The organism is Micromonospora sp. WMMD956, from assembly GCF_029626125.1.
GTDB lineage: Bacteria > Actinomycetota > Actinomycetes > Mycobacteriales > Micromonosporaceae > Micromonospora > Micromonospora carbonacea.
Genome location: NZ_JARUBI010000005.1, coordinates 6,134,018 through 6,146,084 on the forward strand (window position 1 = coordinate 6,134,018; position 12,067 = coordinate 6,146,084).

Annotated in this window: 10 protein-coding genes; 4 read left to right on the forward strand and 6 right to left on the reverse strand. The window is 76.9% G+C overall.

All coding sequences use genetic code 11. The features are described 5' to 3' along the window. Positions 1 to 30: 30 nt before the first annotated feature. On the forward strand, positions 31 to 636 hold the full coding sequence (locus O7628_RS26785; RefSeq protein ID WP_074476269.1) for a response regulator transcription factor: 606 nt from the start codon (positions 31 to 33) through the stop codon (positions 634 to 636). Between the two features lie 124 nt (positions 637 to 760). Then, the gene (locus O7628_RS26790) at positions 761 to 1,357 is read left to right on the forward strand and encodes a response regulator transcription factor (RefSeq protein WP_074476207.1); all 597 of its coding nucleotides are present in this window, start codon (positions 761 to 763) and stop codon (positions 1,355 to 1,357) included. Positions 1,358 to 1,388: 31 nt separating this feature from the next. Here the strand turns inward: O7628_RS26790 and O7628_RS26795 are convergent, their stop codons facing one another. The 6 genes from O7628_RS26795 to pgi form a co-directional block, all read right to left on the reverse strand. Continuing rightward, positions 1,389 to 3,161 carry an ABC transporter ATP-binding protein gene (locus O7628_RS26795; protein WP_278134750.1) on the reverse strand — a complete coding sequence of 591 codons (1,773 nt, stop codon included), beginning with the start codon at positions 3,159 to 3,161 and terminating at the stop codon, positions 1,389 to 1,391. Then, positions 3,158 to 4,879 (reverse strand): ABC transporter ATP-binding protein, encoded by a 1,722-nt coding sequence (locus O7628_RS26800; RefSeq protein ID WP_278134751.1) that lies wholly within the window; start codon positions 4,877 to 4,879, stop codon positions 3,158 to 3,160. The genes O7628_RS26795 and O7628_RS26800 overlap by 4 nt, the downstream gene beginning before the upstream one ends. A 76-nt stretch (positions 4,880 to 4,955) precedes the next feature. Then, entirely contained in the window at positions 4,956 to 5,075 is a 120-nt protein-coding gene (locus tag O7628_RS26805; RefSeq protein ID WP_043963346.1) for a SapB/AmfS family lanthipeptide, read from the reverse strand. 38 nt (positions 5,076 to 5,113) lie between these two features. Then, complete coding sequence (locus O7628_RS26810; protein ID WP_074476205.1) at positions 5,114 to 5,233, reverse strand: SapB/AmfS family lanthipeptide; 120 nt, start codon at positions 5,231 to 5,233, stop codon at positions 5,114 to 5,116. Between the two features lie 6 nt (positions 5,234 to 5,239). Then, on the reverse strand, positions 5,240 to 7,882 hold the full coding sequence (lanKC, locus tag O7628_RS26815) for a class III lanthionine synthetase LanKC (RefSeq protein WP_278134756.1): 2,643 nt from the start codon (positions 7,880 to 7,882) through the stop codon (positions 5,240 to 5,242). Positions 7,883 to 8,100: 218 nt separating this feature from the next. Beyond that, complete coding sequence (pgi, locus tag O7628_RS26820; RefSeq protein WP_278134758.1) at positions 8,101 to 9,738, reverse strand: glucose-6-phosphate isomerase; 1,638 nt, start codon at positions 9,736 to 9,738, stop codon at positions 8,101 to 8,103. Between the two features lie 308 nt (positions 9,739 to 10,046). Between pgi and O7628_RS26825 the strand changes: the two genes are divergently transcribed. Beyond that, positions 10,047 to 10,553: a hypothetical protein gene (locus O7628_RS26825; protein ID WP_278134759.1), complete on the forward strand. Its 507-nt coding sequence runs from the start codon at positions 10,047 to 10,049 to the stop codon at positions 10,551 to 10,553. Then, positions 10,553 to 11,959, forward strand: coding sequence for a hypothetical protein (locus O7628_RS26830; protein WP_278134761.1), 1,407 nt, complete (start codon positions 10,553 to 10,555; stop codon positions 11,957 to 11,959). Before O7628_RS26825 ends, O7628_RS26830 begins: the two co-directional genes overlap by 1 nt. Positions 11,960 to 12,067 lie beyond the last annotated feature (108 nt).

Genomic DNA, 12,067 nt, shown 5'->3' on the forward strand with positions numbered 1-12,067 from the left:
GTGCCGCGTACCCGAGATCGGAGATCCGTGGTGATCCACGTCGTCGTGGCCGAGGACATGGGACTGCTGCGCAGCGCGCTGTGCGCCGCGCTGTCGAGCGAGGAGGACATCGAGGTGATCGCCGACGCCGCCGACGTCGGCGAGCTGTGGTCGGTGCTGCGCCGGGAACGCCCCGACGTGCTGGTGCTGGACCTGAAGCCGGAGTTTCCCGAGTCGGCGGAGGTGGTGGCCAAGGTGGTCGTCGAGGCGCCGGGGACGGCCGTGCTGGCGATGAGCCACCGGTGGAGCCCGCCGTTGGTCGAGGCCGCCCTGGCCGCCGGGGCGCGCGGGCTGGTCAGCAAGGACGTCGCGCTGTCGGAGCTGGTCCGCGCCGTGCGCACCACGGCCGCCGGGGAACGGGTGATCGACCCGTCCGCCGCCGTCGCGGTGCTCAGCCCGCCGGTCAACCCGCTCACCCGCCGGGAGCAGGAGGTGCTGCGGGCGGCCGCCGAGGGCGTGCCGCTGAAGGAGATCGCCCGCCGGCTCTACCTGGCCCACGGGACGGTGCGCAACCACCTCTCGGCGATCCTGCACAAGACGGGGGCCCGCAACCGCATGGAGGCGGTCCGGGTGGCGCAACGGGAGGGATGGTTGTAACGACCCCGGACGGGGTACCGACGAGGCGATCCGGTACCCCGTTCGCCGATCGAGCGACGCATTGTAATTCGTGTTTGAATGTTCACGATCTGTGATGCGCCGAGACGCCTGGGAGAGGTCCAACGTGATCCGTACCCTGCTCGCCCTGGACGGTGCCCTGGTCCGGGGCGCGTTGTCGCTCGTCCTCGCAGCCGAGGAGGACATCCACGTGGTGGGGGAGGTGGGCCGCGGCGACGCGGTCGAGCGGGCGCTCCGCGCCGGCCGGCCGGACGTCGCCGTGGTGGATTTCGATCTGATCAACGAGACCCCGGCGGTGGTGGGCCCGGCGACGGCACAGCCGTGCCCGCTGCTGGTGCTCGCCGACCCGCGCCGCGCCCGGGGCCTGCACGGGGTCTTCGCCCCCGGGCGCACCGTCGGCATCCTCGCCAGCGACGTCGCGCCTCAGCGGGTGGTCGACGGGGTCCGCCGCCTCGCCCGCCGGGAGTCGGTGGTCGACGCCGAGCTCGTCATGGCGGCGCTCGCCGCCGACTGCCCGCTGACCGCCCGGGAGACCGAGGTGCTGCGGCTGACCGCCGCCGGCGCACCGGTCGCCGAGGTGGCCGGGTCGCTGCGGCTGTCCTGCGGCACCGTCCGCAACCACCTGGGGCGGATCGCCCGCAAGACCGGGGCCCGCACCCGGATCGAGGCGGTCCGGTTCGCCCGCGAGTCCGGCTGGATCTGAGGCCGGCCCGGCCCGCAGCCGCCCGGGGCGGTCAGCTCCGGGCGGCGGCGGCGGCCGGCCGGTCGTCCCAGTGGCCGACGAGTTCCCGGTACGTCGCCGACCGGGCCAGCAGCTCCTCGTGGGTGCCGACCACCGGCCGTGCGCCGTCGAGCACCAGCACCCGGCGGGCCCGCACGGCCGAGCTGATCCGGTGGGCGATCACGACCAGCGTGCCCGGGCGTCGGGCGAAGGCCTCCTCGACCCGCGCCTCGGCGGCCGGGTCCAGGTGGCAGGTCGCCTCGTCGAGCAGCACCAGCGGGGCGGGGGAGAGGTACGCCCGCACCGCCGCGATCAGTTGCCGTTCGCCGGCCGAGAGCGCCGCCGGTTCCACCTCCCCGGCCAGCCCGCCGAGCCGGGCGGCGAGCGGGCTCGCACCGAGGGCGTCGAGGGCGGCGGCGACCGTGGCGTCGTCGGCGTCCGGCCGCAGGTAGCGCAGGTTGTCGGCGAGTGACCCCGTGAAGACGTACGCCTCCTGCGGCACCAACGCCCGCAGCCGGGCCAGGGCCTCGGGCGGGGCGTCGGCGACCGGGACCCCGCCGAGGCGTACGGTGCCGGCCTGCGGCGCGAGCAGCCCGGACAGCAGCGCGGCCAGGGTGGACTTGCCCGCCCCGCTGGGCCCGACCACGGCGAGGTGCTCCCCGGCGGCCAGCGTCACGCCCGCGTCCTCGAGCACCGGCCGCGCCGCGACGCCGTACCGGAACGTCAGCCGCCGGGCGCAGACGGCGGGCGGCTCGGCGTCGGCCGGGACGGGGGTGGCGTCGGGCCGCCCCACGGGCGTCCCGCCCGCCTCGTCGGGGCAGGCCCGCAGGATGCGGTCGAGGGTGACCACGTAGCGCAGCCCGCCGCCCCCGACGCCCTGCACCAGCGCGTGCAGGGCGGGCTGGACGCCGGTGGAGACGTACACCAGCGCGCCGAGCACCGCCCCGGCGGTGAGACCCCGGTCGACCAGCCAGGGCGCGGCGAGCAGCAGCACCGCCAGCGGCAGCCAGCCGCCGAGGCCGAGGCTGAGGCTGCGCACGGCGGACATCCGGGCCAGCGTGCGCTCGGCGGCGGCCTGGTCGGCCACCCGCGCGCCCACGTCGGCGACGACCCGCCCGGCCGCGCCGCAGGCCCGCACGTCGCGGTGCCCGGTCAGCGCGGTGGAGGCGGCCCGCCCCAGCTCCTCCCCGGCGCGCACGTACCGGCGCTGCTGCCCCGCCATCGCCGGGAGCGCGGCGAGGAACACCACCAGCCCCGCGACGAGGGGCGCGCCTACCAGCGCCGCGACCACCGGGTCGAGGGCGAGCAGCCCGATCAGGGCCGCGCCGGCGGCGAAGAGGAACCCCCGGGTCACCAGGAGCAGGCCGGCGAAGGTGTCGCGGACCAGCTCCACCTGGTGCGTCAGCCGGGCCGCGGCGGCGCTGTCCGGGCGTCCGCCGGGCCGGGTCGCGTCGTGCAGGGCGGCCCGGACCACCCGGGCGGCGAGGTCGTCGCGGAACGGTTCGACCACCGCGCCGAGGCTGCGGTACGTCCGGCCGGTCGCTACCGCCCCGACGAGCACCGCCGCGCCCAGCGCCGCCAGCCAGCCGAGCCCCGTGCCGAGCCGCCCGGCCAGGAAGCCCCCGTCGACGGCCCGCGCCACCAGGGCCCCCGACAGCAGCGCCGGCAGCGCCTCCACGGCCGACCAGCCGGCCAGCCGCGCCACGGCCGCGCGCCGGGCGCGCAGCGCCGCCCACGTCGCGCGCCCCACCCCGGCCGTGCCCGCGCGGCCGCCCCGGGCGCTCACCCGGCCTCCCCGTCGGTGCGGAAGACCGCCCGGTACGCCGGGTCGGCCCAGAGCCGGGAGTGCGGGGCGACGGCCCGCAGCCGCCCGCCGTCGAGCCACGCCACCAGGTCGGCCGCCGCCGCCGTGGCGGCCCGGTGGGTGACCACGAGGCGGGTACGCCCGCCCGGCCCGCCCCTCACCGCCCGGGAGATCCGGTGCTCGGTGACGGTGTCCAGGCTGGACGTGGCGTCGTCGAGGATCAGCAGCCGCCGCGCCCCGGCGAACGCCCGGGCCAGCCCGAGGCGCTGCGCCTCACCACCGGAGAACGGCGCGTCGGCCAGCGGGGTGCGGAAGCCCTGCGGGAGCCGGGCGACGACGTCGTCCACGGCCGCCGCCTCGGCGGCCCGCCGCACGGCGACCGTCGCCGGGGAGCCGTCGGCCGGGGGCGCGGCCTGCTGCGGGGGCAACGCCAGGCCGACCGCGTCGTGCACGGTCGCGCCGACCAGGGCAGGCCGGTCGAAGGCGTAGCCGACGGCGCGGCGCAGCTCGGCCGGGTCGAGCCGGGGCAGCGGCACCCCGTCGAGCCGCACCTGACCGGCGTCGGGGTCGTGCAGCCGACCGGCGACGGCGGCGAGGGTGGACTTGCCGGCGCCGGAGGGGCCGACCACCGCCACCGTCACGCCGGCCGGCACGTCCAGGTCGACGTTGTCGAGGACGGGCCGGCCGTCGTCGCCGTGCACGGTCACACCGTGCAGCCGCAGCGCCCCGGCGCCCGGCGGCAGCGGGGCGTCGCCGTCGGCCGGCGCGGGCAGGGCGAGCAGTTCGGCGACCCGGGCGGCCCCGGAGCGGCTGCGCACGAGCCGGTTCAGGGTGGCCAGCACCGCGCCCAGCCCCGCCCCGGTCGCCGCGTAGCGGACCGCCGAGACGAGCTGGCCGGGGGTGAGCCAGCCGGCCGTCAGGGCGTACCCGCCGACGGCGACCACGGCCAGTTGCAGCAGCGGCGCGACGGCGGCGGTGCGGGCGCTGGCGCGGGCCAGCAGCTCCCAGCCGCGCCGGCCGTACCCGCCCAGCTCCGGCAGGGCGGCGAGCACCCGGGCCTGCTCCCGTCGCCGGGTCCCGGCGGCGGCGATGGTCCGCGCGCCCGCGAGGGACTCCAGCAGCCGGCCGGCGATCCGGTTCAGGGCCTTCTGGTAGCCGGCGGTGGCGGCCGACGCGTCGGTGACGAACGCGCGCATCAGGCCGGCGAGCAGCACGAGGCCGGCGAGCAGGGTGATCCCCAGCGCCGGCTCGATCAGGGTCAGCGCGACGACGCTGCCCAGCGGGGGCAGCAGCGCGATCGCGCCCAGCACGACCGTGTTGCCGGCCTGGCCGGCGTCGGCGGCCTGCCCGACCAGCCGGCCCACCAGGTCGCCCACCGGGTGTCGGCGGGCGGCGCGCACGTCGAGGGCGAACAGGTGCCGCAGCAGCCGGCCGCGTAGCCGGGCGGTGGCACGGGCGGCCCCGTAGCCGCCGGCCAGGTCGCCGAGGGTGTCGGTGGCGACGAGCACGGCGACCAGGGCGCAGACGGCCACCGGCCACCAGCGGCTCCCACCGGTCAGGGCCGCGTCGACGGCGAGCCCGAGCGCCGCCGGCAGCAGCAGCTCGGCGACGGCGCCGGCCAGGGTGACCGCGCCCAGCGCCCAGGCCCAGCCCCCGGCGTCGCGGGCGGCCTGGCGGAACGGCCCGTCGCCCCTGAGCATCGTGCCTCCCCGCATAACGGCGGGCGGCCCCGGGCGGACACGTCTGTCCACCCGGGGCGCCGCGGAACGGCCTGGGTCAGTTGCAGGTGGTGACGGAGAGGCCGCTGTCGCCGCAGAGCAGCAGGCTCGCGCTGGAGCCGCCGCCGGTGCGGTCGGCCGGGGCCATCTCGAGGCCCTGGAGGTCGAGGAGCGCCATGTTGATCAGTCCTTTCGGAGATGGTGCGGTGGATGGGGTCAGTTGCAGGTGGTGACGGAGAGGCCGCTGTCGCCGCAGAGCAGCAGGCTCGCCCGGGAGTCGCCGCTGGTGCGGTCGGCCGGGGCCAGCTCGAGGCCCTGGAGGTCCAGGAGTGCCATGTCGAATCACCTCCCCCCGTCGGGTAGCGGGTCGTGACCGCCCCCGCCGCTGCGGGGGAGTTCGGGCGCGCCGGCCAGCGGCGCGAGGAAGGGCAGGGTCGCCGGCTCGTCGTGCCGCGCGCAGGCCAGCGCGAACAGCACCCCGGCGGCGCCGGTGCCCAGGTCCATGGAGAGCCGCAGCAGCTGCTCGCCGGGGAAGGCGGTCCCGCCGCCGTACGGCAGGGCGTGCCAGCCGAGCCGGCGCAGCTGCGCGTCCAGCTCGCGGCGGCTCTCCGCGTCGGGGAGCGTCGCCAGGTACGCGATGATCCCGGCCCGGCCGGCGAAGAGGCCGGACTGGGCGTAGAACGGGGACCGGGCGGCCCGGCGTGCCCCGGCGCTGGCCTCGGCGAAGCGCTCGTCGGCGCGGTGGCGGAGGTACTGGTCGAGGACCAGGCCGATGCCGACGCCGCCCTGCCCGAGGTACGGCATGGTGCGCCAGCCCTCGTTGACCTCCAGCGCCCCGTTCGGGCGCACCACGCACCGGCGCAGGTCCTGCCGCAGCGCGGTGGCGGCGTGCTCCAGCAGCGCCGGGTCGCCGGTCAGCTCGTGCATCCGCACCAGCAGCAGCGCCGCCCCGGTGCGCCCGCGCAGCAGACCAGCGTACGGATTCCGGCCGCCGCTGATGTCCGGGCCGGGGTCGTCGGCGAGCCGGTCGAGCACGGCGGCGGTGACCTCGTCGGCGGCGGCGCGCAGCGCGGTCTCCCCGGTGCGCCCGGCCAGCTCGGCGAGGTTCAGGGCGATGCCGGACAGGCCGTTGGCCAGGCTCAGGTCCAGCTCGTTCCAGGGCTGGCGCAGGCAGACGTCGAGGACGTCGAGGGCGTCGGCGCGGCGGCCCAGGTGCTCCAGCGCGTACGCCACCCCGTGCAGGCCGTCGTAGAAGCCGATCCGGGTGCCCGACGCCGGGGCGGTGGCCCGCCGCACGAGCCACTGTTCGTGCTCGGGGAACCGGCCCGCGCCGCTGACGGCGAGGGCGTGCAGCACCCCGGCCGCGCCGTGGGCCAGGTTGAGCCCGCCGCTGCGGAACTGCTCGATGTCGCCGGGGAAGAGCCGGTCGTCGCGCTGCGGCGTGGCGCTGGCGAGGATCGCGGTGCTGATCCGCCGACGCGTGCCGGGCCAGTCGCCGGTCGCGTCGAAGGCGTCGTCGCCGCCCGCCTGTGCGCGACTGGTCACGGTGTCCCCGTCGCTGCCGGCGTCCTCGCGTCGGCCGGCGCCGGTGATCTCGGCGACCGCCTCGGCCAGCCACTCGCGGGGCACCGGGAAGTGCTCGGCGACGACGTCGGCGAGGTGGGCGGCCTTGTCCGGGGCGAGCCGGACGAGCTGGGTCAGCGGCAGGAACAGGGCCAGGCGCAGGCAGGCCAGCGCGTACCGGTCGACGGCGGGGCCGGTGCGGTCGTTCGGCGCGGCGAACCCCTGGTTGCGCAGGCCGGGGCGGCGGTGCCCCTCGATCGGGGCGGCGACCTCGAAGTCGACCAGGGCCACCCGGCCGTCGGGGCGGACCATGATGTTGAACAGGTGCAGGTCGCCGTAGACGAGGCCGCGTTCGTGGATCGCGCCGACGATCGCCTCGACCTGGGTGAGGACGTCGCGCGCCCAGCGGGCGTACTCGGCCCGGTCGGCGTCGGTGGCGTCGGAGTCGATCAGCGGGTACTTCTCGACGACCACCTTGTTCAGCGACCGGCCCTCGACGAACTCCAGGGCCAGGAACCGGTGGTCGCCGATGGCGAACTCGTCGTGCACGGCGGGCACCTGGGGCAGGTCGGCGAGCCGGCGCAGCGCGGCGGCCTCCCGGGCCAGCCGGGCCACCGCGTCGACGCCGTCGGCGTCGAGGCCGGCGTGCGGGCGGGCCTCCTTGAGCACCACCTGGGCGTCGGTGCGCAGGTCGCGGCCCACGTACAGGCCGCCGCCGTTGGAGAAGTGGATGACCTTCTCGATCTTGTAGGGGACCTCGGTGGTGCTGGTGGCGTTGCGGGCGGCCAGGTGCGGGGCCAGGAAGTCCGGCAGCGACACCCAGTCGGGCAGGTGGAACACCGGGTCGCGGCGGTCGGGCACCAGGGTGCCGGAGGCGTCGGCGATCGCCGGGACGACCTGCCCGTCCGGGGAGAGGCAGTAGCGGCGGGCGAAGCCGCCGTAGCGCACGTGCACCGGCCCGGCGCCGTAGCGCAGGTCGCTGAGGATGTACGGCCCGGCCTCGCCGGCGAGCAGCGCGTCGAGCTCCTTGCAGGCCAGCTCCAGCTCGGCGGTGTCCTGCGGGTAGATGGTGACGAACTTGCCGCTGGCCGACCGCGACGCGTACTTCGAGTTGCGCAGCAGCAGGGTGCGCGGCCCGCGCAGGAACTTGAACGACATTCCGCGCGGCACGCAGTAGTCCCACACCGCGTCGAGCACCCGCTCGGCGTTGTCGAGGGTCGCCGACACGTGGATCTTCCAGCCCTGCTGGGGCAGCGAGCCGCCCTCCGGCGCGTGGATCAGCCAGTCGTCGAGCGGTTCGCGACGCCAGCCGGCCGGCACGTCCCGCCCGGCGGCGGCGAACGCCGGCTGCGCGACCGCGCTGCCCGGCGAGTCGTAGAAGATCCGGTCCGCGGCGCAGTAGTTGTCGTAGCGCTCGTCCACCGTGACCCCCTCCGCGATCTCGGCCGGTTCCGTTGCCCGGCGACGGATACGAGTCTCGTGGACCGGACCCGCCCGCCCCCAGTGCAGTTAGTCATGACCATGGATGCGGGGCGCACGGCCCGCGGTGACAAAAGTCACCGGCGACCCGTGCCGCCTCGAAAGAAAGAACCGGCCGACGCCGCGGGGGCGTCGGCCGGTTCCGGAGAACCGCGGACCGGTCAGTCGGTGGCGTGCCGCTGCGCCCGGTAGCGGGCGATCAGGGCGCGGGTCGACGAGTCCAGGCCGGACAGGTCGGCCTCGTCGCCGGTGAGCAGCGGCGCGAGCTGGTTGGCCATCACCTTGCCCAGCTCCACCCCCCACTGGTCGAACGGGTTGATGTCCCAGATCGCGCCCTCAGTGAACACGATGTGCTCGTAGAGCGCGATGAGCTGGCCGAGCACGGCCGGGGTCAGCTCGGCGGCGACGATCGAGGTGGTCGGGTGGTTGCCCGGCATCACCTTGTGCTCCGCCAGCTCCGCCGGGGTGCCCTCGGCCTCCACCTGCTCCCGGGTGCGCCCGAACGCCAGCGCCGCGGTCTGCGCGAAGAAGTTCGACATGAACAGGTCGTGCATGTCGCCCAGGTCGTGCCGGGGCCGGCTGAACCCGATGAAGTCCGCCGGCACCAGCCGGGTGCCCTGGTGGATGAGCTGGTAGAAGGCGTGCTGACCGTTGGTGCCGGGCTCGCCCCAGAAGATCTCCCCGGTGTCGTACGACACGCGGGTGCCGTCCAGCGTCACCGACTTGCCGTTGCTCTCCATCGTGAGCTGCTGCAGGTACGCCGGGAACCGGTGCAGGTACTGCGAGTACGGCAGCACCGCGTGGGTCTGCGCGCCCAGGAAGTTGGTGTACCAGACGTTGAGCAGCCCGAGCAGCGCCGGCACGTTGCGCTCCACCGGCGTGGTGCGGAAGTGCTCGTCGACGGCGTGGTAGCCGGCCAGCAGCTCCCGGAACCGCGCCGGCCCGACCGCCAGCATCACCGACAGCCCGACGGCCGAGGGCAGCGAGTAGCGCCCGCCCACCCAGTCCCAGAAGCCGAACATGTTCGCCGGGTCGATGCCGAAGTCGCGCACCCGCTGCTCGTTGGTGCTCACCGCGACGAAGTGCCGGGCCACCGCCGAGGCGTCGCCGCCCAGGCCGGCGAGCAGCCAGTCGCGGGCCTGCCGCGCGTTGGCCAGCGTCTCCTGGGTGGAGAACGTCTTCGACACCACCACGAACAGGGTGCTCGCCGGGTCCAGGTCGGCCGTCGCCTCGGCGATGTCCGTCGGGTCGATGTTGGAGACGAACCGGCAGGAGATCCCCGCGTCCCGGTACGCCCGCAGCGCCTCGTACGCCATCACCGGCCCCAGGTCGGAGCCGCCGATGCCGATGTTGACCACCGTGCGGATGCGCTCGCCGGTGTGCCCGACCCACTCGCCGGAGCGGACCCGGTCGGCGAACGTCGCCATCCGGTCCAGCACCGCGTGCACGTCGGCCACCACGTCGCGGCCGTCCACGGTCAGCGCCGCGCCCGCCGGGGCGCGCAGCGCGGTGTGCAGCACCGCCCGGTCCTCCGTGGTGTTGATGTGCGCCCCGGCGAACATGGCCGCGATCCGGTCGGTCAGCCGGGCCCGCCCCGCCAGGGCGGCGAGCAGGGCCAGCGTCTCGTCGGTGACCAGGTTCTTGCTGTAGTCGACGTGCAGGTCCGCCAGCTCGCCGGCCAGCCGCTCACCGCGGTCCGGGTCGGCGGCGAACAGGTCGCGCAGGTGCGCGTCCCGCAGCTTCTCCGCGTGCGCCGCCAGCGCCCGCCACTCGTCGGTGGTGGTGATCTCCTCGGCCATTACGGCTCTCCTCCCGCACCTGCTCACAACCGTTGCGCGGCCGTAACCGTACTGCGTGTGCCCGGCCGCCCGGGCCAGACTGCCACCAGCCGGGACGTGGCGCACCCCCGGCGCGCGCACCGCCGCCCGCGCGTCCGACCCGGCGGCGAACCTGTCGTACCCCGGGGGCATGATCTTTCCCAGGACGGGCGCCGTGGGGCCCGTTCCGGTGGGCCACCGTGCCCCGCCGATCCCCCTGTCGTCGTGCGCCGGCCCGCCGCCGGTGCTCCAGATCGGCGCGCCCGCGGGCGCCCGGGTCGGAGGTCGCAGTGCCCCAGACGCAGCACGCACCGTGGGAGCGGCGCAGCCTCGCGCCGGTGCTGCCCGCGGCGCGCCCCCGCAAGCTGGCGAAGGTCCCCTTCGTCGAGCTGGCGGACGGCCGGTTGCAGGGCGTGGTGTCCAGCGGTTCCGACATCGAGCGGGTCTACGTCTCCTCGGTCGCCGCCGGCAGCCACGCCTACCACTGCTCCACCAACAACAACCGGCCCTGCGGCGGCCTGCGCGGCGCGCCCTGCAAGCACCTGCACGCGCTGCTCGACGAGGCCGTCCTGCAATACGGCGTCGCCCGCGTCGGGCGCTACCTGCGCGTTGACGTCCCCGACGGGGCGCAGACCGGCGGCGACCTGCTCCGGGCGCTGCACGGCCACCACGAGCCCACCCCGGCGGCGGTCGTGTTCAGCCGGTTCCTGCGCCACCTGGCCTACCTGGAGCTGCCGGCGGCCGACGGGCCGCTGCCCGAGCTGCACTGGTTCCCGGCGACCGGGGCGGGCCGCTGATGCGGGGGGCCCAGCTCAGCGCGCTGGCCGGCGCGCCGGCCGGCGTCGACGCGGCCCTCGACGTGGTCGCCGGCCTCGACGACGCCCTGGTCACCGGCCTGGCCCGCCCGGGCGAAGCGCAGCTCGCCGCGCTCGGCGACCTCGCCGCCGCCCTGGCCGTCACCCCGCTGGGCGGCCGGGTCGCCGAGGCGGTAGCGCAGGTCACCGCCGGCGCGCCCGCCGACGAGCACCTCGCTGCCCTGGCCGGGGCGCGCACCGCCCTGCTCGGCGCGGCCCACGACGCCCTGCTCGCCGCCGCCGACGCCGCGCTCGGCCGGGAGCGCGCCGCGCTGCCCGCCCCGCCGGCCGGGCCGTTGCCGGCCGGGGCCGCCGTCCCGTTGCCCGCCGCCCGGTCCTGGCTGACCGAGCTGGCCATCACCGGCTGGCGCGGGGTCGGTCACGACCTGGCGGCGGCCGGGGCCCGGCCGATCGAGGCGAGTCTCGCCGTCGCGCCGCTGCGCCGGCTCGCCGTGCTCCTCGACGGCCTGGCCGGCGAGCTGGCCGCGTCCTGCCCGGTGGCCACCATGCCGGCGGTGCCGGCCCGGCGGTGGGCCGACCTGTGGGCCCGCGCCGTGCTGCTCGCCCAGGACGACGCCCGGGTGGCCGACCCGGCCGCCACCGAGCGCGTCTCCGGCCGGCTGCTGGTGCTCGGCGTCGACGTGCACGAGCACGCCACCGCCGTCCAGGCGCAGGTGCACGCCGTCCTCGAACCGTCCGGCGGGGCCCCGCCGCGGCTGGTCCGCACCGCCGTCGCCGCGACGAAGGTCGACACGATCGTCGGCCCGGCGCTGTGGCGGCTGCTCGCCGACCACCCGGTCCTGCTGGCCGCGCTGGCCGGCCGCCGCGCCCTGGAGGTGACCGACCTGCCGCTGACCGGCGGCGACCTGTGGTGGCGCGACGGGCAGGCCCGGGTCGGTGAGCCGGCCGACCCGTTCGCCACCGCCCGGGTGCTGCTGCCCGCCGCGGCGGCCGCGCCGACGCCGCCGCTGGACCGGCACCCCGTGGCCGTCGCCGAGCCGGTGCTGCTGGAGGGCTACGCGGTCGACGCCACCGGCGACGACGTCCGGTTCACCGTCGACGGGGTGAGCGTCGCGGTCGACGTCGACCGGCTGCCGACCTGCGGCCCGCTCACCCCCGCCCTGGTTGCCGCCTCGACGGCCTGCCTGGGCCTGCTGCGCTGGGACGCCGGCCGGTGGACGGTGCAGCCGCTGGCCGTGCAGAGCACCGTCAAGCGGGCCACCGTCGTCGCGCACACCGGCGACTGGGCGCAGGGCCCCACCGACGCGAAGGTCGCCAAGGCCGAGGCGAAGGCCGGCGACTCCGTCGCCGTGCTGCGGGAACGCGCGGGACGGCTGCTGCGCCGATGACCGCGACCCCCGACACCCCGCAGGGCCCGCCCGCAGCCACCCCGCCGGGCACGCCCGTGAACGCCGATGCCAACCGCCGGCAGGTGCTCTACTGGCGGCTGCTGGCCC